Raw genomic sequence first — 21,324 nt, forward strand, 5'->3', positions numbered from 1 at the left:
GTTTAATAGAACAAAAACGAAAACATTACTAATAATATAATAGTAGTTGGTATAACCATCATTAAGAAGGTAAAAGAAATAACGCCGCTTTTAAACAAGGTCCAAAACCAATGCTGACTATAAAAATTCTTCAAAGCCAAAAATAAGTACATAAAGGTAGAAAGTGCAACTAACCAATCAATCCAATCTGGAATTTCCCAAATTCTATTCAGTCCAAAAATTATACTGAAGACCATAAATAAAAAGGAGAAATAATAAAAGCTAAACACCAAATGATGTGCATATCTTCCTTTATTAAAGTAGAATATCTTTAACAGAAGTGCAAAAAGAGGCAACAGAAAAAACATGGCTATAGGTATACTATTAAAAAAAGTCATAATTATTGAACTCGCTCCCCTATTTCTATGAAATTTTAATAACTGACCATAAAATTTTCTAGTTAAATACCCTGCGTCCTCATCCATACCCATAGCCTGGTATATCTCATTATCTTCGGCATTAATAGCAATTAAAGAATCCACACTTCTTTCATTGTAATTAAATGTAGTATTGTATGTTTTATCCCCAGCCCTTCCCGTTTTTATAATTGAATCGGCAATTTTCAAATCTTCATCCTTCAATCCCAGAATTTTTTGGTTTTGTTTTAAGGGCTTCATCAAGCTTTGAATCTCTAAAGAGTCCAAGACAGGCTTTATCTCTTCAATACTATCTTTCTTTTTTGCTAAAGATTCTAGCTTATCCTTTTGCATTGCTGAATCTGCTTTTTCTGCAATATCACTCACAGTAAATGAGAGGATAAAAAAGAAAATAACAGATATAAAAAGATACATTTGAGCAGGATGCAAGAATAATAATCGCTTACCTTCCAAAAACTTTTTAGCTAAATATCCCGGACGAAACATAAGTGGAACGAAGCTCTTAAAAAATCGAGCATCAAAAGAGAAATAGTTACTTATTGTATTGTAAAATAAAACTCCAATGGTGAGATCATCATTAGACTTTTGACCACAATGAGGACAAAAATCAAATCCTTCCTCAAATTCTTTCTCACAATTGGCACAAGAAACGGTTGGTTTAGTCATAGTAATTGATTAGCGCTATAAAAATAATAAAATTCAGATTAAGGTAACATACTGATAATCAACAACAAATGATTTTTGGCACGCAAATTGGTTCTTTATGAGCAAATAGCGTAAGCCGAAAAGCTATATGAGTAGGCATCACTTTAAAATCTAATATTATGAAAAGATTATTACTATTAGTTACAGGGTTGTTGATTGGATTAACAACTGTTAACGCACAACATGCAAGAAAAGGGAAAGATTTTAAATCGGGGCATAATCGCTTTGCAGAGCCAATTTCATTTATTGAACGTGGTGTAGAATTTTTAATTTTTCCGGATGGAAGTTTTGACTTCAATACCAACATAGCAGATTCTTATTACAATGCTAATACTTTTTACCGAACAAGAGGCAGTAGAGAATCTTCTGTTAACGTCACTTTTGGTTCGCCAGGCAGTATAAGCCGAGTTCAGTTTTCTTCTCAAAGAGATCGTGGTGTTTTAATTACACATGATTATGATGGAAAAGTAAGACGTATTGGAAACGTGTTTATTAATTATGACAGGTTTGGAAGAATAACCAGAGCTGGTTCGGTTTATATGAACTATCAAAGAGGAAACGGTAACTTAAGACAAGTTGGAGGATTAAGAGTGAACTATAATAGATGGGGAGAAATTGTTCATTTGTCTGGTGCTGTAAACCATAGCAATGCCCATATGAATTACATCGATGACAATAGACAATGGGATGACCACTACTACTTTGATGACAGAGATCGTGATGATAGTGACATGTACTTTTACTACAGAAAAGGAAAAGATGTTAAAAAGCAAAAAAGATTAAAAGGAAAATAATTTTTTTGATTGATTGTCTAAAATCCCGTTAGGTATCCCCAATACCTTTCGGGATTTTTGTTATCATATATTCTCTAATCGAAAATTACTTTTTAATTTTTGTTGAATAATTTTGATGGCTTTTCATCTTGATAACTTCGCCTTTATCACCTCTTACAAATTGTAAGGCCTCCCCTAACTCTCCATTATCCCTAACTCGTTTAAAGGTATCTCCCTCGATATGTTTGTAAAATGTCATAGCCTCTGCTGGATTATCACTTGGCAAACCTACACTCACTAATTTACCGTTCCATTCCGAAATGTAATTTTCGCTCCACCATGGTTGACTACTGTAATAACCCGTATAGTCAGTTAAATTAACTTTAGTATTTTCTTCTTTTTTTACCGTTTCAACTTTATTCAATATTTCATGAATTCCATTAGTATAACGATTTGGATTTGTACCTCCTGCGTTAATCATCGCCGCATAAGCCATTTTTGTTTTTGGATTAAGTTGTAACGTGCTTCTATAGCCTGGACAGCTACCGCCATGACCGACCCATTTTGAGCCGTCAGATCCTTTATAAACTGAAAATCCTAACCCCCAAGTTAGTCCAAAGTCTTCGTCAGTCCAATGTACGTTATGCATATTTTTAAGGGTTGATGGTTTCAAAATTTCGGTGTCTTGAGCATCTAACAATCTAAACTGCCATGAAGCAAATCTTCCCAAATCTAATACATTGGAAGAAAAACCGGCTGCAGCCGTAACATTATTTGCTTCAAAAAAATTGACTTTAGAGCGTTCTTTTGTTCTATCTACAGCAGAATATCCATAGGCTAATTGTTTACCATACAAATCTTTTGGTAAATGGGTTCTAGTGTCCTTTAGCCTTAAAGGTTTTAAAATATGTTCGTTGACGTATTCATCATATGAAACGCCTGAAATTTCTTCAATAATATTTCCCAATAGGGATAAAGCCAAATTACTGTATTGCCAATAGGTAGAAGCCGGATATAAAGTCTCTTGAGTGGCCAATTTTGATTTCACTTCTTCCAATTTAGGAAATGGGAAATCAGGGCCTGTCCAATAGGGCACATCAGCCTGCCTTGGCAATCCAGATGAATGTGTTAGCAATGACCGTATTGTAATTGGCCCACTAGTTGCATATTGTTGCTTGAGATTATACCAAGGTAAGACATCTTCAATTCTATCATCTAACCGTAATTTACCTTCATCATACAGTTTCATAATGGCTACCGATGTAAATAGCTTCGAAATTGAACAAATACTACATAGGGTTTCTGATGTTGCAGAAACTTGATCTTCAATATTTGAATATCCAAAGGCTCCGGTCCAAAGCACTTCCTGATCTTTAACCACAATAGCCGAAATTCCTGGTAAATTATCAAAATCTTTTTGAGCATCTAGCCAGACTTCGATAAGCTTGTACGCCTCATTATAATTTTTTGTTTCTGATTGGGCTCCAATATATTGAAATGCAATAATGGAAATGGATAGATAGAATACTAATGTTTTCATTTTAATAGATTGATTTAGCTTCTTCTAAAATACAATTTTCTAAATCAAAAGAATGCAACTTTTTTAACTATATAGAATTTGCATTCTTCCAATAATTTAATTTACTGTAAATCAATACCATAATGCTTTGTTTCTTTTTTTGGCACGTTGTTTGTAAACTATAATATGAAAATTATTTTAAACTTTAAATTATGAAAAAGATAGCCCTATTCGTAACGACAGTATTCTTGTCTGTTTCGTCATTACAAGCAACCACCACCTCTAATTCAGCAAACATTTTAGCAAACACTTATGTGAGTGGTTACAACAATTCATTCATATTTGTAGAGGGCGGTATTGAGTTTTCGGTTTTTCCGGATGGTCAATTTGATTTTTATATGCCAAATTACGGTCCTAACGTTAATGTTGGCTTTAATTCACCTAATTTCTCGTTAAGTTTTAACTCGGGATATGATTATGGTCCTTATGTTCAATATGACGATTTTGGAGCAATAATCCAGATTGAAAATGTGCCTATATATTATGATTACTACGGACGAATAACTAGGGCTGGAAATGTAAACATTCACTATAACAATTTTGGTCGAGTATCTAGAGTTGGTGGTTTATATGTTTATTACAACCGTCACAATGTATTTAGTCATTTCAGTGGTTATATTAATATTTACAACAGACATTATGTTTACAGACCATGGCACAGATACTATACCATTCCTTCTAGGGATTATTGTATAGTATATAATAGACCATATAGAAAACACTATACACCTGTAAGATATACCTATTACAGACCTTATGTAAATAACTACAGATCAGTTAATGTTAATTCAAGAAGAGGGTCAGCTCATACTTCGGGTAGACGTACGCAGTACAATAGTATAAGTGAACGCTATAGACCAGATGCATCTAATAGACGCGGTGATAGTAGAATTGCAAACTCACAAGTGAGAAGCGAAAGAAACAATATTTCTAATAGGAATAATAGAACTCAAAGATCGGTTACACCAAATCAAAGGAATACCCAATCTAGAAGAGAAGGTTCAATATCAAATCAGAGAAATCAATCGCGTCAAAATGGAGCTTCTGTTAAAAATCAAAGACAAATGCGTTCTGAAAGAGCTACTAATGCACGATCACCACAGCGAAATTCGCAAAGTAAAAGTGTACAATCTCGAAGCTATGATAGAAAACCAAGTGTTAATAAAAACACAAATTATTCGAACAGAAAACCAAAAGCGACAAATAATCGTATATCTAGTAAAGAGCGTAACAAAAGTACACAACGTGCCGCTCAAAATAAAAGTAGAAAACAATCGGTTTCTAAAGCAACACGTTCTAAAGCTCCAACCAAAGGCAATAGAACCTCTAGAAAGCGACAAAATAATTAAAATAAATAATTTTTTGGTTGGTTAGTTGGAAAATCCCACTTGTAGTATGCCTCAAAGCACCTTGTGGGGTTTTCCCATTTTAGGAATTAAGCTTTCCAATTATAGTTTTAAGTATTTCTTTATCAATTGTGATAAATCATCTGAAACCTTCATTCTGTAAATTGCGATTACGTAAATAATAGTTACTATTACTGACTTCAAAATAATATTTAAGATAGCATGAAACCCAAAATCCCAGAAGTAAAATACCAGTGTAGAAAGGGTTATCAGTACACTTAATTTAAATGTTGAATCCGTGAAAGGAAGCATATGAAGTTTTTTCTTTACAAAAACAATTTTAATTGAGTTATAAATAATTACAGCCAGAAACGTCGCTAAAGCAGACCCATTGATGCCATACATTGGAATAAAAATCATATTAAGCACTACCGTAAGTATGGTTAATACAACTCCGAAGAGTAAAACCATCCTGTAATAATCGCTATTGAATAAAATAGCATTATTGTTTCCTAAAATATTATCAGTAAGTTTTGCTGAACTTATTAAAAATACCACAAAAACTCCATTTCTAAACTCTTCGGGAATAATAGTATAGAGTTGATTGATATTGACTATGATAAGTATAAAAATGAAACCACTTATTACATAAAGATTCAAAGATGAACGTTTGTAGAGATCTTCAAGTGCTGCCTTATTTTTATCATTCAAAAATTGTGCTGTCATTGGCAACATAATTTGGTGCATTGCTCTTTGTGGTACCGAAATTACAGTAGCAATATAAACTGCAACACTATAATAGGCGACTTCTTCAATAGCTATATACTGACCTAACATAAATTTGTCAACATCCAAAATAACAGTGGCGATTGATCCTGCAATAATAATCAGGAATGAATATTTTAAAATTGAATTTAAGTTGTCTATACGTCTTAATGTAAATACAGGCAACCTTATACTAAAAGCAGATAGCATCATTAATACCATTCTTAAAACATATACCCAAATAACACCATTTATAAACTGATTGACTGTTATGAATTCAAAAAATACAGCAAACAACAGTGCCATGATTCCCAAACGATGAAAAACTTCTTTTAAAAAATTGCCAAAAACGGTTTGCATCTGTGTTTTTGCCCAGGCAAAAAAGACTTCAAAATAAGCCATAGAACATGCGGCAAGAAAGATATGCCAAACATAATCCTTTACAATAGTATTTTCTTGAGATAACAAATCTCCTATGATGTCATAACAAAAATATCCTATCAATCCTAAAGGAATAGAGATCAACAAGGGCAAAAATAACATTAGGGTCAAAAAACTATTTAATGAGTTTTTTGTTTTAAAGGTTGAATAAAACTTTATTAATGTATTATGAACGCCAAAAGCCATTAAAGGCATCATAATATTAGCCGTAGATAATACAAAAGCTACTAAACCGTAATAAGTGTCACTTATAAAATTGGTATAGAGAAACAGCGTATTCACTGCGCCAATACCAAATCCAAGATAGGTTGTAATGGTATTTTTGAATGATTGGTTGATTACTATTCCCATGTACTTGATTAAAAGTTTTAAGATTCCAAATTACGATTTTTAGTAGTCATTAAAAATGTTTTTTGAAACTCTACTTTACCAAATCTAATTAGTCAAGATGATTTTTGACAATTTTGAAGTCAACTCTCTACGGCTAAATGGCTTTAATCCAATAGGATGAACTTGTAAATTATTAGTCTGGTAAGCTTCAAAATATAATGCAATTTGTGTTTTTATGGCTTCTTTTTGGTTATAGTAAAAATAGTGACCAGTGTTGGTTTGCTTTAAAATATCCTCTACATCTGAATCTCTTGGTCCAACAGCTAATATTGGAGTTTCAGCAGCCATATATTCAAACAGCTTACCAGGAATAATGGCTTTAGTATCCTCTGAATCAATTTCAATAAGCAATAACACCCGAGAACTCATTTGTGCTTTTATAGCCTCGTTATAGCTTACATAACCATGAATTTTCACAAGATCTCCCAAACCATTTTTTTTAATACTTGACAAAACATCTTCACTAACAACACCAAACAAATTAAGTTGAAAGGCATTTTTAAACGCATCAACTTCATCAATTAATTCTCTAATGGCTTGCCAAAGCTGGCTTGGATTTCTATCGGCAAGCAGAGAACCAATATGTGATAGTGTGAATTTTTGATCCTTTTCAGGTCTGGATACCTTATGATTGTCAAAACCGTTAGTAATAACAGTTATCGGTTTTTTAGTTTTTAATTGAAACTCGCGTTTGGTCACTTTGCTCGTCACAATAATCTGGTCAGCACTATTCAATACTTCCAATTCCATTTTGTGATGCTTTTCTTGAGACCTTTTGGTGAGTTTTAATGCTTTATGATAGCCAATGGTTGTCCATGGATCTCTAAAATCGGTTATCCAGTTAACATTTAATTTATTCTTTAACTGAAGCCCGATAAGATGTAAACTATGTGGCGGTCCAGTGGTAATAATAGTTCCTATTCTGTGCTGCGTAATATAATTTTCAAGAAATGAAACCGAAGGCTTTATCCAATTTTTTCGTGCATCGGGAATAAAAAAATTTCCTCGTACGTAAAGCATGAACCTTTCAAGCCAAGTTTGCTTTTTCTGTTTAGGAATTACACCTGAACTTATTTTTTTAGAACTTTTTCCAGCAATCAAATTGGCCCAACGATAAGGCTCTTTTATAGGTTGTTTCAAAACCCTGACTGTTTTTGAAACTTCATATTCAAGATTTTTATCTGTTATGGGATAACTAGGATTTTCAGGGCAATAAACTATTGGCTCGATACCAAAATCGGGTAAGTATTTTACGAATTTCAACCAGCGCTGTACGCCGGGTCCTCCGGCTGGAGGCCAATAGTAAGTTATTATAAGGACTCTATTAGACAATTATTTCTTTTTAAACTCGTAAAATAAACCTATTAGGATAAGTAAACCCAAAACAACAGAACTTGCCAATGAAATTCTGCTTCCAGTTTTAATGACTTGAGGTTCAAATTTGAATTCGATTGTATGCTTACCAGCAGGAATTTTCATTCCTCGTAAGGCGTAATCAACTCTATAATGAGGTATTTCTTCCCCATCAATTAATGACACCCAACCATTACCATAATACATTTCAGAAAAGACAGCAAATCCATCATTGGTGTTTGTTGATTGGTATTTTAAATAATTTGGTTTAACTTCTATTAGCTCAATAGTTGCCAAGGAATCAACTGTAAATCTTGAAGTTTTTAATTCTTCGGAAGTTGTAACAGCTTTTTGTTTTGTATCTAAGCTATCAAGTACTAACATTTCTTCATTGGCATGATTTAATTTTTCTAATTCACTAACAAACCATGCATTACCGTTAGCGTCTTCGTTGATATATGGAAAAACACTACCTTCCTCACCATCTGCAATAATATACTTTGTGTTTAGCATATTAAGCACACTCAAATTGGTTTGAGAAATATAAAAATCATACAACTCGTTGAATCGTTTTAACTTTGCAGCATGGTAACCATTGAGCGAATTATGAAAATATGCCGCTTTAGCAGGTGCTCGCGAGCCTTCAGTAGAAATATCTAATACCCTAAAATGCCCTTTGTCATTTAAAATTTGCTTATCAGCTTCGTTAGGTTGATAAGGTTTATTAACTCTTACAGACGACACAAAATTATCGTTATTTACATAACGCCTATCTACACCTACCAAATCAAAAAGTATAAGACCAGCAAATACAACAATGACCAAAGTTTCGGATAGTTTCTTTTTCAAAAACATCCAAATCGTTCCGGCAGATAACAACACCAAAACAAGTGTTCTAATAGTGTCCTTATTGAAAATGGCCTTTCTGTCTTCAATTACGGCCTCTATAAATCCTTGACCATAATTTTGGCGGTAATAACCATCATTTACTCCAACAAAATCAAACAAACTTCCTTTAAAAAGGAAAAATAAGAGTGTAAGTCCTCCCGTAATAAAAAGCGTATACTTTAAAGCTTTTTCTTTGATCTCTAATTTCTCGGCACTATTGAACAATCGTACCAATCCAAAAATGGCCAACACAGGAATGCAAAGTTCCAAAATAACCTGAATAGAGCTCACTGCCCTAAATTTATCGTATAATGGTATGTTATTGATAAAGATATCTGTAATAAAAGCAAAAGGTTCACTATCTCCATAAGATAAAAGTAAAGACACTATTGTTCCACCTAATAGCCACCATTTAAGACGTCCCTTCACTAAAAATAAAGCTAAAACAAATAGAAACAATACCACTGCTCCAATATATGCTGGCGCTTCTACTATGGGTTGATCTCCCCAGTAAGTAGGTATTTGTTTAGTTTGTTCTAAAGCTTGAACAGGTGAGGCACCTAAACTTAAAAAGTAATCGTAAGATGCCGATTCTTTACCTACATCTTCATAGCTTCCTCCTCCTAAAAATCTAGGTATAAATAGGTTAAACGTTTCTAATATTCCGTAACTATACTCGGTTATGTAATCTTTATCCAAACCAGTTGTGGCAACTTTTTCAGTTCCATCTGGGTTAATGGTCAATTCTGTTTTGCCTCTTGTGCTTTCTTTTACATATTCTTGAGTAGCTAATAAATTGGAAGCATTCAATCCTAGAGATAAAGCAACAGCCACTGTTAATATTCCTACCGATTTAAAATAATGTGGCAACCATTTCTTTTTGTAAGCATCAATTAAATAAGCTATTCCTAGTACAATAACCAATAGAAGTAAATAATAAGTCATTTGGAAATGATTGGCCCCAATTTCCAAAGCCATGGCAATTGCTGTTAGCAAAAAACCTATAATATATTTTTTTCGGAATGTTAAAATGATTCCGCTCAAAACTAAAGGCATATAGGCAATGGCGTGTGCCTTACTGTTATGGCCTACACCAAGTATAATGATTAAATAGGTCGAAAAACCAAACGCTAGGGCACCTAATCCCGCAAGTTTAAAATCAACTTTTAATACTAATAATAATATATAAAATCCTATAAAATAAAGGAACAAATAATCTGCCGGTCTTGGTAAGAATCGGAGTGCTAGATCTAATTTTTTGATATAATTATGAGGATATTTAGCTCCTAACTGGAATGTGGGCATACCTCCAAAGGCACTATTGGTCCAATAAGTTTCTTCACCAGTTTCAGCCCTAAAGTCATTTTGCTGTTTGGACATCCCGATATAATGCATAATATCGCTCTGAAAAATAGATTTTCCACTTAATACTGGACTAAAATAGGCTAATGAAATAATAACAAATCCTACAAGTACTAAAACATGAGGAAGAATTTTTTTAAATGTGGATTGCATGGGAATAATTTCAACTGTAAGTTCGAAAATTAATCAATTTCTTCGTAATCTATATATTCCCCAACCTTTTTATTTGAAGCATTATCTTGTTTTGGAACTTTATCAATCACTGTTTCGCCCTCTTTATGTTTGGGTTGAGACTGATTTTGATACTCTTGAAAAGATCCACCAAAACGCTCCTGCATTTTTTTTGACATATATCTAATAAGAAATGGTGCAAAAAGTCTAGTTAAAATCTTTATACCGTAATACACCAAAAGTATGATTAAGATGGTTCTTAAAAAACCTGTAAAGGATGCCGCCTGTAACATTAAAAAATATTTTTTTCAAAAATACAATTATCAAGGCGTAAAAACAGTTATAAATACTTAAAAAAAATATAAAATCTCTATATTTGAAACAAACATATTTCTCATGAAATCTATCAAATACTATCTACTTACATTATGCTTGGGCGTTTCAATCCAAGCATTTTCTCAATATACAGAAGTCATAAATTCCAATCGCCCTGGTGTTTCTCGAAGTGCCTTTTCTGTTGGTACTAATGTTGCTCAATTAGAAGTTGGTCCTTATATTATAAAAGAAGAACATTCACCTTTACGCTACGAAGTTTCCGGCTTTGGAATTGATTTTGCAGCTCGATACGGATTACTATTTGAAGAATTGGAGATTAATTTAGAAGGCACTTACCAAAAAGATACTTTTACAGATCATCGTTCATCAATTGCTGTTGAAGATTCACGTTCAAACTTTAAAAATTTCACTATTGGTGCCAAGTATTTGCTTTATGATCCCTTAAAAAATGCTGGTGAAGATAAACCCAACTTATATAGTTATCATGCCAATCGCGCCTTTAAATGGAACTCTTTAATTCCTGCTGTAGCCGTTTATGCAGGCGCCAATTTTGACACCAAAAACAACCCTTACACCGCTCCAGATGTTGAAGGATTCAGTCCAAAAGTGGCAATAATGACACAAAATAACTTTGCAGGAGGATGGGTATTTGTTATGAATCTTATTAAAGATAGAATTGGAAGTGATTATTCAGATTTTCAATATATTCTGACCTTAACACATTCGTTTAGTCCTAAATGGGTAGTTTTTGGCGAGGCACATGGTATAAAAAGTGATTTTTACGCCGATAATCTATTTCGATTTGGAGGCGCTTATTTATTAGGAAAAGATTTACAATTAGATACGGCTTTAACGTTGAATACTAAAGATACACCTTCAGTTTTTAGTGTTAATTTTGGTGCATCTTATCGTCTCGACTTTCATAAGGATAGAGAGATGGAAATTACTAATTAAAAGACCAATTTTTGAAATACTTTTTGAAAATCAACTTATGATTACAGTAAAAGAAATTAATTCACAAAAAGATTTAAACTTATTTGTAAAATTTCCTTTTGGTCTTTACAAAGGTTCTAAAACTTGGGTTCCCCCTATTATTAAAGAAGAACTTGCCACATTAGATAAAACAAAAAACCCGGTATTTAATGATGCAGAGGCTCGTTTTTTTCTAGCCTATAAGAATAATCAAATCGTAGGCAGAGTTGCTGCAATTATTAACTGGATTGAAGTCAACTCTCAAAAACAGCGTAAAATGCGTTTTGGATGGTTTGATGTTATTGACGATATAGAAGTTACAAAAGCTTTACTTGAAAAAGTTCATGAAATAGGCAAACAACATAATTTGGACTATGTTGAAGGGCCTGTTGGCTTTTCTAACCTTGATAAAGTTGGTGTTTTAACTGAAGGTTTTGATGAAATTGGAAATATGATTACTTGGCATAATCACCCTTACTATGCCGAGCATTTTAATAAATTAGGTTATAAGGTAGGTAAAACCTATTCTGAAAATAAAATGAATTTTAAGCATATTACACCAGAATCGTTTTCAAAAATTCAGGAATTAATTAAAAGACGATATCAATTAAAAGCATTAAATTTTACAAAGAATAAGGATATCATGCCTTATACCGATCAAATGTTTGAAGTGTTTTCTCAATCGCATTCTAAACTTTCATCTTTTGTAGAAATCAATCAAGAGCAACGTGAGTATTTTAAGAAAAAATTTATTGGATTTTTAAACCCCGAATATGTGAAATTCGTTCTAGATAAGGATGACAAACTCATTGCCTTTGGTATTGTGACACCCTCCTATGCAAAAGCGTTACAAAAAATGAATGGCAAATTATTTCCCTTCGGAATATTTCATCTATTACGTGCGAAAAAGTATGCCAAAACAGTAACTTTTTATTTAATTGGGGTATTACCAGAATACCAAAATAAAGGTGTGACGGCTATTATTTTTAAAGAATTCTATGATACTTTCAATGCAAAAAATGTTGAGTGGTGTATTAGAGGCCCAGAGTTAGATGACAATGTTGCTATACACCAAATATGGAAACACTTTAACCCAATAACGCATAAACGACGTTGCACGTTTACTAAAACAATTCAATAAAAAAATCCGATGATTAAACATCGGATATTTTAATTACAATTATTTTGAATTAGTCTATTGCCCCATCGCCGCAGCAACCGCAGCTGATAAACGTTTATAAGTTCCGTTTACCAAGCGCTCTCTAATGGCATCAAAGGCGTTCAATGTAATTTCAACATCTTCTAAAGTGTGTGTGGCTGTAGGAATCAATCGTAATAAAATCAATCCTTTAGGAATTACAGGGTACACAACAATAGAGCAGAAGATTCCATAATTTTCACGTAAATCTTTTACTAAAGCCATAGCTTCAGGAATACTTCCTTTTAAATATACTGGCGTCACACAACTTTGAGTTGTCCCAATATCAAATCCTCTTGCTATTAAACCAGATTGAAGTGCGTTGGTGTTTTCCCAAAGCTTTTCTTTTAGTTCTGGCATTGTTTTAAGCATTTCCAAACGTTTTAAAGCACCAATTACCAATTGCATTTGCAATGATTTGGCAAACATTTGAGAACGTAAGTTATATTTTAAATAATCAATAATTTCTTGATCGGCGGCTATAAAAGCTCCAGTACTAGCCAAAGATTTTGCAAACGTTGCAAAATAAACATCTATGCCATCTTGAATACCTTGCTCCTCACCTGCTCCAGCTCCTGTTTTACCCAAAGTGCCAAAACCATGTGCATCATCAACTAAAAACCTGAAATTAAATTTCTTCTTTAATTCAACTATTTCCTTTAAACGTCCTTGCTCTCCTCGCATTCCAAAAACGCCTTCAGAAATGACTAAAATCCCTCCACCGGTTTGCTCTGCCATTTTAGTAGCACGTTCCAAGTTTTTTTCTAAACTTTCAACATCATTGTGCTTATAGGTGAATCGTTTACCCATATGTAACCTAACACCATCAATGATACAGGCATGAGCATCAACATCATAAACAATAATATCGTCCTTAGACACCAAGGCATCTATGGTAGAAACCATTCCTTGATAACCAAAATTTAAGAGATAAGCCGCTTCTTTTTTCACAAATTGCGCTAACTCATTTTGAAGCTTTTCATGAAGGTCTGTATGTCCAGACATCATGCGCGCACCCATTGGATAGGCCGAACCGTAAGCTGCTCCTGCATCAGCATCTGTTTTTCTAATTTCAGGATGATTTGCCAAACCTAAATAATCGTTGATACTCCAAGTAATAACATCTTTTCCTTGAAATTTCATTCGATTGGAAATCTGCCCTTCCAATTTAGGAAACACAAAATACCCTTCTGCTTGTGAAGCCCATTTGCCTAAAGGCCCCTTGTCTCTATATATCTTTTCAAATAAATCCTTCATGTAAGCGTTTTTAGTCTAATTAGTTCGGGCAAAATTAATTAATTATAATATGATTGCATAATTAATTTTTAAACTTGTGTTTCTAGCCCATTTAACCAGAAAAAATCCCATAACAAATTTAACTTGTTACGGGATTTACTATTGAATTAGTTAGTTATTTTATGTATTGAATGGTTTCAACAGTAGCCGTATGCTTACTGTCAAAAAAGCCTTGTTCTTCCATCCATTTATCACTATAAATTTTGCTCATATATCGTGATCCGTGGTCTGGGAATATGACAACTACTTGATCTCCTTGTTTAAATTCTCCCTCTGCCTGAAGCTGTTTTAATGCTTGCATCGCTGCTCCACTAGTATAACCAACGAACAATCCTTCTGTTCGTGAAATTTCTCTAGCAGTATGAGCACTATCCTCATCTGTTACCTTCACAAATTTATCAATAAGATCAAAATCTGTAACTGTTGGAATTAAATTTTTCCCTAATCCTTCAATGCGATAAGGGTATATTTCAGATTCATCAAACTCTTTAGTTTCATGGTATTTTTTCAAAACAGAACCAAAGGCATCAACTCCTATAATCTTGATATCTTTATTTTTTTCTTTCAAAAATTTTCCAACTCCCGAAATTGTTCCTCCTGTTCCACTACAGGCTACCAAATGGGTAATCTTACCACTAGTTTGATTCCATATTTCTGGTCCAGAAGAATTATAATGCGCATCAACGTTAAGTTGATTGAAATATTGATTAATATAAATAGATCCTTTCATTTCCTCATGTAACCGCTTTGCTACTTGATAATATGAGCGAGGATCGTCTGCACTTACATGGGCTGGGCACACATAAACTTTTGCACCCATTGATTTTAACATATCTATCTTATCTGCCGATGATTTAGAGCTAACTGCCAAAATACATTCATAACCTTTAATAATACTAACCATAGCGATACTAAATCCAGTATTACCTGATGTAGTTTCAATAATTGTATCTCCTGGAGTTAAGATGCCTTGTCGTTCGGCTTCTTCTATTATGTGAAGTGCAATTCGGTCTTTTGAAGAATGGCCTGGATTAAATGCTTCAACCTTTGCATAAAAATCACCATCAAAGCCAGAGGTCATTCTATTTAGTTTAATAAGTGGTGTGTTCCCTATTAGGTCCAACACATTATTAAATACCTTTTTGTTTTGATTCATAAATGCTATTTATCAGTTCCAATTTAAAAAAATGTAACCTAAAACCTCGCAAAAATAAGAGATTTTTTTTAATTAGTCATTAATATTCTCCAAGTCGAGCAAAAATGCATACTCTTCGGCGTCTTCTTTTAATGCTTCAAATCGCCCAGAAGCACCACCATGACCCGCTTTCATATTAGTCTTTAGTAGTAATAAATTTTTATCAATTTTTTTATCTCGTAATTTAGCAACCCATTTGGCTGGTTCCCAATATTGTACTTGAGAATCATGTAAACCAGTTGTTACTAAAATATGTGGATAATTCTGTTCTGAAACGTTATCATATGGTGAATACGACTTTATATAATTGTAAAAATCCTTATCATTAGGGTTACCCCATTCGTCATATTCTCCTGTGGTTAATGGAATTGTATCGTCAAGCATCGTTGTTAATACGTCTACAAAAGGAACAGCTGCAATAACACCATTGTAGAGTTTAGGAGCCATATTAACAACAGCGCCTATAAGTAAACCGCCAGCACTTCCACCTAAAGCATAAAGATGTTTAGATGAGGTATATTTATTTTCAATTAAATATTTAGAACAGGCTATAAAATCAGAAAACGTGTTTGTTTTGTTTAACAGTTTGCCTTCCTCATACCATTTTCTGCCTAAATATTCTCCACCTCTAACATGCGAAATAGCATACACAAACCCTCTATCTAAAAGACTCAATCGTACACTTGAAAAATAAGGGTCAATAGTATGCCCATAAGCACCGTATGCATATTGTAGTAATGGCGTTGACTTACCAAGCTTAACATCTTTTCTGTACACCAATGAGATTGGGATTTTCTCACCATCGTTGGCTGTGGCCCATAAACGTTCAGACTTATAATTGGATTTGTCAAACTTCCCTCCTAAAACTTCCTGTTCTTTTAAAATGGTTTTTGTTTTAGTAGCCATATTAAAGTCTATAATTGAGGATGGACTGGTGAGTGCATTATAGGTAAATCGTAATATTTCAGTATCAAATTCAACATTGGTACTAGTATATGCCGTATAAGTTTCATTATCGAAGGGCAGGTAATAATCTATACTTTCATCCCATTTTTTAATTCTGATTTGATTAAGCCCATTGGTTCGTTCACTTAAGACTAAATAGTCCTTAAAAATATCTATATCCTCTAATAGAACATGTTCACGGTGCGGAATAAGGTCTTCCCAAGCTTCAATATTAGTTTTGTATTCAGGCGCTTTCATTAATTTAAAATTCGTAGCGCCATCTTTATTAGTTACAATATAAAAATGATCCTTATAATGGGAAATACTGTACTCTAATCCACGTATTCGTTTTTGAAACAGTTTAAAATCTTCGTTTGGTGTATTTGCGTCTAAAATATGATACTCATTGGTTAAAGTACTATAGCAGGCAATGATTAAATACTTTCTTGATTTAGATTTATAAACAGTAACTCCAAAAGTGTCATCTGCTTCATGAAATACAATGACATCTTTAGAAGACTTCGTGCCAAGGACATGCCTATATATTGTATGCGAACGTAAAGTTTCTTCGTCCTTTTTTGTGTAAAATAGCGTTTGGTTATCATTAGCCCAAGATGCTGAACCCGTAGTATTTTCTATAGTATCTGGAAAAATTGTGTTATCCAATAGGTTTTTAATCTGAATCGTATACTGTCGTCTTCCAACTGTATCTACACCAAAAGACACTTTGGTATTATCCAGACTAATACTCAATCCAACTAACCTGAAATAATCATGTCCTTTGGCCATTTCATTACAATCAAACAACAATTCTTCTTCTCCATCTAGAGTTCCGTTCTTTCTTGAATAAATGGGGTAATCCTTCCCTTTTTCATACTTAACAATATACCAATAGCCATTATATTTGTAAGGAACAGATTCATCATCTTCCTTAATTCGTGACTTCATTTCTTTAAATAATTTACTCTCAAATGCTTTGGTATGTGCAGTCATTTGATTGTAGTAGTCATTTTCGGCATTGAGATAATCTAACACGTCTTGATCCTCTCGTTGGTTAAGCCAGAAATAGTCATCAATTCGAACATCACCATGTTTTATAAGTTCTTTAGGAACTTTTTTAGCCTTTGGTGGTTGAACTTTTATTTTAGTCATTGAATAAACCGTATTAAAAACGATTGCAAAAATAGAACATTAATTACAATTGAGCGATCCCAATAAAATGTTTGCTAAACATTGTTCGTACTTAAAATTTAAGTTTTATAAATTAATTGATTTTGTAATTTTGCAACGTAATATAAAATTGACGACTATGTTTGGAGATATGATGGGAATGATGAATAAGTTAAAAGATACCCAGAAAAAAGTAGAAGAAACAAAACAAAGGCTTAATACTGTCTTGATTGATGAAATAAGTTCTGATCAACGCTTAAAAGTGACCATCACAGCTAATAGAACCATAAAATCAATATCCATTGATGATGTGTTGCTTGAAGATATAGAAATGCTTGAAGATTATTTAATATTGACTTTAAATAAAGCCATTGAACGGGCTACTAATGTTCATGAAGCTGAAATTGCTGCAGTGGCTAAAGAAGGCATGCCTAATATTCCAGGGCTAGATATGTTTAAGTAGTGTTTGGTATTTGGTAAATATTAAACGATTAATGTTTTTAAAGTTGACAGAAAATAATCGTGCATAACATTGGTATAGTCTAAATGTGTTACGATTCTTAATTTTCCGCCCCCCATACCAATTATATGAATGTTTTTTTCTTTTAGCAATTGAACAAATGCTGATTCATCAATGGTTTTATCCAATTCAAAAATTACAATATTGGTTTCAACAGGTTCTACAGTTTTGATAAATGGAAGTTTTCTTAACACTTCTTCTATTTCCTTGGCTCGTTTGTGATCTTCATTTAACCGTTCAATATTATGATCAAGAGCATATAACCCCGCAGCAGCAAGATATCCAACCTGTCGCATATTGCCTCCAAACACTTTTCTCAATCGGATTGATTTTTCCATTATTTCCTCATCACCTATAAGAACTGAACCTACTGGACATCCCAAACCCTTACTCAAACAAACTGATATCGTATCAAAAAGTTCTCCGTATTGTTGAGTTGTTTCATTTTTAGCCACCAAGGCATTCCACAATCGGGCACCATCTAAATGATACCCTAAATGATGTTCATCACAAACTTTTTTTATGTTTTTTAATTCGTTAAAATCCCAACATGCACCTCCGCCTTTATTGGTTGTGTTTTCAACCTCAACCAAGCGGGTTTCACTATAATAATAGGCATCTGGATTGATGGCATCTTTGACTTGTCGAGCTGTAAACATCCCTAAATGCCCATCAATCAATTTACAAGACACACCACTATTAAATGATGCTCCTCCAGCCTCATAATTATAAATATGGGCGTATTTATCACATATTACCTGATCACCAGGATTAGTATGAAGTTTAATTGCTGTTTGATTCGCCATACTTCCAGAAGGAAAAAATAGAGCTTTTGACTTTCCAAACATGTTTGCTAATCGCTCTTCTAATGCATTCACGGTTGGGTCTTCTTTAAATACATCATCTCCAACTTTAGCGCTCATCATAGCTTCCAACATTCCATGTGTTGGTTTTGTTACGGTATCACTTCTTAAATCTATTAACATATAATTTAATCGAATTGGAAACTACAAATATCCATACCAATTGGTGAACCATCAGGAATTTTTGGTGCTTCAGGGGCCTTGTAACCGCTAGGATTTCCTAAAAATTTATCAATTTCTTTAACCAATAACATGGCCATCGGATCTACCCGTCGCTCCTGTAAAATAACTTTAAGCTTCATAACTTCAAAATTAACCAAAGCTTGAACTTGCGGTAATAATTTATCATGACCAGAGATAGCCATTATATGCTTTAATACTGAAATGTTAATCGTCTGCTGAACTTCGGCTAAATAACCGCTTTCAGTTTTCTTTTTTATTGTAGCCTCTGCAATAGTTTCAATGAGTTCTTTTATACTCAATTGTGAAGGGTCAAGAACATGTTGTTGATATACACGATTCATACGTTCTCCATTTAGAAGAAGACTAAGGGTCATGTCACAAGACGTTTCAACTGCTCCAAAAGGATCAAATGCAACACCCATATTTCCTTTAAATGATTCTCTTGTTTTACCATAACCATAAGCTCTTGGAGGGAATAAACTTAACTTATCTTCGGGTATTGCCAAGTTTTTTGTTGAAAGTGTCCTTAAAATTGATTTTAAAGTTTCACGTTGTGTTTTGGCATCAACAACTTTGGTCGTTATTTGACCGTCATCTTTCACTACATAATTATAATCCAAACCGCCAATTACTTTTGAAGCAGCTTCAGTTTGGTAACGGTGGAAAAAATAAAGAGGTACAAAAACATCCTCTAGAACTGAATACGGTTCATTAGTTCTGATATTATCTTTTGAAAAATTTGAAATTGCTTTTTCCCGAACGTCCAATACATTTTCCAATTCTTCTGCAGGACTTTTACCATTATCCCATAAATGCGCGAAAGCATGTGCTCCATTTTGAGCACGAGCATCGTAATCGGCTATAAAACGAAGTCCATCATCTTGTGCCTTTTTTAAAATTTCATTTAAAGCTATTCTTTCGTTAGTATTCTCATCAAATTGAGAATAACTATAAGCAACTGTCACCTTATCCCAAGCACCAATTTTATTGTCATAGGCATCACTTAAATCAATCTTACCATCTGTAAGCTTTATTTTAGGGTGCGGATAATCCATTACCGATGCTCTGTTGTTAGTACTTGCAGCAAAATTGTGAGTAAAACCAAGGGTATGACCAACTTCATGTGCTCCTAATTGTCTAATTCTGGCCAATGCTAAATCTAACATTGGTTGATAATTATCATCACGTTCTGCAAATGGTTTATTCATTAATGCTTGAGCAATCATAAAATCCTGACGAATACGTAAACTTCCTAGACTTACGTGACCTTTTATAATTTCTCCTGTTCTTGGGTCGATTACACTTCCGCCATAACTCCAACCACGGGTTGATCTGTGTACCCATTGTATCATATTATATCTACAATCCATTGGATCGGCATCTTCAGGCAACATTTTAACCTGAAATGCATCCTTAAATCCAATGGCCTCGTATGCTTGGTTCCACCAGCTTGCACCTTCTAGTAGGGCTGATCGTACCGGTTCTGGTGTACCTGGGTCTAAATAATATATTATAGGCTCAACGGCTTCGCTTACCGGAAGTTCTGGATTCTTTTTTTCCAATCGATGTCGTGTTACATAGCGCTTAGTAATTAGTTCTTGAACAGGCGTTGCATAATCCATATAGGAAATAAAAATAGCACCACTTCGCGGATCAAAAACTCGTGGTTTATAATTATTATCTGGCAGTTCAACAAATGAATGATGCTGAATAACACTAACCAAAGATGGAGTTGGAGTAACACTTCTAATATTTCTGCCTTTGGGCTCTCCTTTAAAGGTTAAGAGCGCTTCAAATTCAACGTTTTTGGGAAAGGCTTTGGTACGCTCTAAAGACAAAGCACTTTTACTTAAATCTACCGAATAATTACCTTCATCTTGATAACGCAAGGTGTTTGCAACACCATGCATATCCTGCATTAAAAAGGACGTTATATCAATAATGTAACTATTCTTAAAACTCTCTTCAATTGGAAATCCAAACAATACGGATTTCGCAAAAGCTTGCTCAACACTTTTCTTTTCTAAATTGTTGTCGGTAATAGCCCTATAATCTTGATTGGGTTGAATGAGTAAAAGTTTATTTCCAGCTTTTACAAATTTTACAATGCGTTCTCCACCAAGTTGCCCTCGATCTAAACCAATATCATTAGACCCAACTCCCGAAGCTAGTGAACTTACATATAAAAACTCTTCATCTAATTTATCGACCTCTAGATAAATTTTATCTTCTGAAGCTTCATAATAAAAATTGAAATAACCTTTAAAGGTATCGAGACGTTTGTTTTTTAAAACCTGTGAGAATGAAAGATTAGAAATTAAAACCAGAATAAAAATAATACTTCGTGTTTTCATAGTGTTTGATTAGGCAATAAAACTACATAATTTTACTTAAAAAAATAGAAGCCTAAAAGTTTTAAATCGGAGTTTTAAATTATAAATTTGTTCAAAATTAAAT

General features: G+C 33.5%; 16 protein-coding genes. 5 read left to right on the forward strand and 11 right to left on the reverse strand.

What is annotated here, in order from left to right:
* Positions 1–2: 2 nt before the first annotated feature.
* Positions 3–1,082, reverse strand: a complete 1,080-nt coding sequence (locus ACFO5O_RS06595) for a DUF3667 domain-containing protein (RefSeq protein WP_387962111.1) — start codon at positions 1,080–1,082, stop codon at positions 3–5.
* Positions 1,083–1,240: 158 nt separating this feature from the next.
* On the opposite strand from ACFO5O_RS06595, the gene ACFO5O_RS06600 reads away from it, so the two are divergent.
* Positions 1,241–1,915: a hypothetical protein gene (locus tag ACFO5O_RS06600; RefSeq protein WP_387962112.1), complete on the forward strand. Its 675-nt coding sequence runs from the start codon at positions 1,241–1,243 to the stop codon at positions 1,913–1,915.
* An 85-nt stretch (positions 1,916–2,000) separates the two neighbouring features.
* Here the strand turns inward: ACFO5O_RS06600 and ACFO5O_RS06605 are convergent, their stop codons facing one another.
* Positions 2,001–3,434, reverse strand: a complete 1,434-nt coding sequence (locus ACFO5O_RS06605) for a serine hydrolase domain-containing protein (protein ID WP_387962114.1) — start codon at positions 3,432–3,434, stop codon at positions 2,001–2,003.
* 191 nt (positions 3,435–3,625) lie between these two features.
* Between ACFO5O_RS06605 and ACFO5O_RS06610 the strand changes: the two genes are divergently transcribed.
* Positions 3,626–4,822, forward strand: a complete 1,197-nt coding sequence (locus ACFO5O_RS06610) for a hypothetical protein (protein WP_387962115.1) — start codon at positions 3,626–3,628, stop codon at positions 4,820–4,822.
* 99 nt (positions 4,823–4,921) lie between these two features.
* Here the strand turns inward: ACFO5O_RS06610 and ACFO5O_RS06615 are convergent, their stop codons facing one another.
* The 4 genes from ACFO5O_RS06615 to ACFO5O_RS06630 all read right to left on the reverse strand — a co-directional run bounded on the left by ACFO5O_RS06615 (position 4,922) and on the right by ACFO5O_RS06630 (position 10,482).
* Positions 4,922–6,376, reverse strand: a complete 1,455-nt coding sequence (locus ACFO5O_RS06615) for an oligosaccharide flippase family protein (RefSeq protein ID WP_387962117.1) — start codon at positions 6,374–6,376, stop codon at positions 4,922–4,924.
* A gap of 84 nt (positions 6,377–6,460) precedes the next feature.
* Positions 6,461–7,747: a glycosyltransferase family protein gene (locus ACFO5O_RS06620; protein ID WP_387962119.1), complete on the reverse strand. Its 1,287-nt coding sequence runs from the start codon at positions 7,745–7,747 to the stop codon at positions 6,461–6,463.
* Complete coding sequence (locus ACFO5O_RS06625) at positions 7,748–10,171, reverse strand: YfhO family protein (RefSeq protein ID WP_387962121.1); 2,424 nt, start codon at positions 10,169–10,171, stop codon at positions 7,748–7,750. It abuts the gene before it with no gap.
* Between the two features lie 29 nt (positions 10,172–10,200).
* The gene (locus ACFO5O_RS06630; RefSeq protein ID WP_387962123.1) at positions 10,201–10,482 is read right to left on the reverse strand and encodes a DUF4834 family protein; all 282 of its coding nucleotides are present in this window, start codon (positions 10,480–10,482) and stop codon (positions 10,201–10,203) included.
* A 103-nt stretch (positions 10,483–10,585) separates the two neighbouring features.
* On the opposite strand from ACFO5O_RS06630, the gene ACFO5O_RS06635 reads away from it, so the two are divergent.
* The gene (locus ACFO5O_RS06635) at positions 10,586–11,479 is read left to right on the forward strand and encodes a transporter (RefSeq protein ID WP_387962125.1); all 894 of its coding nucleotides are present in this window, start codon (positions 10,586–10,588) and stop codon (positions 11,477–11,479) included.
* 37 nt (positions 11,480–11,516) lie between these two features.
* Positions 11,517–12,638 carry a GTP cyclohydrolase gene (locus tag ACFO5O_RS06640; protein WP_387962127.1) on the forward strand — a complete coding sequence of 374 codons (1,122 nt, stop codon included), beginning with the start codon at positions 11,517–11,519 and terminating at the stop codon, positions 12,636–12,638.
* Between the two features lie 54 nt (positions 12,639–12,692).
* On the opposite strand, the gene ACFO5O_RS06645 is transcribed toward ACFO5O_RS06640, so the two are convergent.
* The 3 genes from ACFO5O_RS06645 to ACFO5O_RS06655 all read right to left on the reverse strand — a co-directional run bounded on the left by ACFO5O_RS06645 (position 12,693) and on the right by ACFO5O_RS06655 (position 17,283).
* A complete protein-coding gene (locus tag ACFO5O_RS06645; protein WP_387962129.1) occupies positions 12,693–13,952 on the reverse strand; it encodes an aminotransferase class I/II-fold pyridoxal phosphate-dependent enzyme in 1,260 nt (419 codons plus the stop codon).
* 154 nt (positions 13,953–14,106) lie between these two features.
* On the reverse strand, positions 14,107–15,147 hold the full coding sequence (locus ACFO5O_RS06650; protein WP_387962131.1) for a PLP-dependent cysteine synthase family protein: 1,041 nt from the start codon (positions 15,145–15,147) through the stop codon (positions 14,107–14,109).
* 72 nt (positions 15,148–15,219) lie between these two features.
* A complete protein-coding gene (locus tag ACFO5O_RS06655; protein ID WP_387962133.1) occupies positions 15,220–17,283 on the reverse strand; it encodes a S9 family peptidase in 2,064 nt (687 codons plus the stop codon).
* Between the two features lie 157 nt (positions 17,284–17,440).
* Here ACFO5O_RS06655 and ACFO5O_RS06660 point away from each other — a divergent pair, with 157 nt between their 5' ends.
* Positions 17,441–17,764 carry a YbaB/EbfC family nucleoid-associated protein gene (locus ACFO5O_RS06660; protein ID WP_387962135.1) on the forward strand — a complete coding sequence of 108 codons (324 nt, stop codon included), beginning with the start codon at positions 17,441–17,443 and terminating at the stop codon, positions 17,762–17,764.
* Between the two features lie 20 nt (positions 17,765–17,784).
* Here the strand turns inward: ACFO5O_RS06660 and ACFO5O_RS06665 are convergent, their stop codons facing one another.
* Entirely contained in the window at positions 17,785–18,807 is a 1,023-nt protein-coding gene (locus ACFO5O_RS06665; protein WP_387962137.1) for a threonine aldolase family protein, read from the reverse strand.
* Between the two features lie 5 nt (positions 18,808–18,812).
* On the reverse strand, positions 18,813–21,221 hold the full coding sequence (locus tag ACFO5O_RS06670) for a zinc-dependent metalloprotease (protein ID WP_387962139.1): 2,409 nt from the start codon (positions 21,219–21,221) through the stop codon (positions 18,813–18,815).
* Between the last annotated feature and the right edge of the window lie 103 nt (positions 21,222–21,324).

The organism is Geojedonia litorea (genome assembly GCF_042654525.1).
Lineage (GTDB): Bacteria > Bacteroidota > Bacteroidia > Flavobacteriales > Flavobacteriaceae > Geojedonia > Geojedonia litorea.

What these genes read in the sequence shown, in the direction of transcription:
- ACFO5O_RS06595 (WP_387962111.1), bottom strand. Translation starts at nt 1,082, where the DNA reads ATGACTAAACCAACCGTTTCTTGTGCCAATTGTGAGAAAGAATTTGAG.
- ACFO5O_RS06600 (WP_387962112.1), top strand. Translation starts at nt 1,241, where the DNA reads ATGAAAAGATTATTACTATTAGTTACAGGGTTGTTGATTGGATTAACA.
- ACFO5O_RS06605 (WP_387962114.1), bottom strand. Translation starts at nt 3,434, where the DNA reads ATGAAAACATTAGTATTCTATCTATCCATTTCCATTATTGCATTTCAA.
- ACFO5O_RS06610 (WP_387962115.1), top strand. Translation starts at nt 3,626, where the DNA reads ATGAAAAAGATAGCCCTATTCGTAACGACAGTATTCTTGTCTGTTTCG.
- ACFO5O_RS06615 (WP_387962117.1), bottom strand. Translation starts at nt 6,376, where the DNA reads ATGGGAATAGTAATCAACCAATCATTCAAAAATACCATTACAACCTAT.
- ACFO5O_RS06625 (WP_387962121.1), bottom strand. Translation starts at nt 10,171, where the DNA reads ATGCAATCCACATTTAAAAAAATTCTTCCTCATGTTTTAGTACTTGTA.
- ACFO5O_RS06630 (WP_387962123.1), bottom strand. Translation starts at nt 10,482, where the DNA reads ATGTTACAGGCGGCATCCTTTACAGGTTTTTTAAGAACCATCTTAATC.
- ACFO5O_RS06635 (WP_387962125.1), top strand. Translation starts at nt 10,586, where the DNA reads ATGAAATCTATCAAATACTATCTACTTACATTATGCTTGGGCGTTTCA.
- ACFO5O_RS06640 (WP_387962127.1), top strand. Translation starts at nt 11,517, where the DNA reads ATGATTACAGTAAAAGAAATTAATTCACAAAAAGATTTAAACTTATTT.
- ACFO5O_RS06645 (WP_387962129.1), bottom strand. Translation starts at nt 13,952, where the DNA reads ATGAAGGATTTATTTGAAAAGATATATAGAGACAAGGGGCCTTTAGGC.
- ACFO5O_RS06650 (WP_387962131.1), bottom strand. Translation starts at nt 15,147, where the DNA reads ATGAATCAAAACAAAAAGGTATTTAATAATGTGTTGGACCTAATAGGG.
- ACFO5O_RS06655 (WP_387962133.1), bottom strand. Translation starts at nt 17,283, where the DNA reads ATGACTAAAATAAAAGTTCAACCACCAAAGGCTAAAAAAGTTCCTAAA.
- ACFO5O_RS06660 (WP_387962135.1), top strand. Translation starts at nt 17,441, where the DNA reads ATGTTTGGAGATATGATGGGAATGATGAATAAGTTAAAAGATACCCAG.
- ACFO5O_RS06665 (WP_387962137.1), bottom strand. Translation starts at nt 18,807, where the DNA reads ATGTTAATAGATTTAAGAAGTGATACCGTAACAAAACCAACACATGGA.
- ACFO5O_RS06670 (WP_387962139.1), bottom strand. Translation starts at nt 21,221, where the DNA reads ATGAAAACACGAAGTATTATTTTTATTCTGGTTTTAATTTCTAATCTT.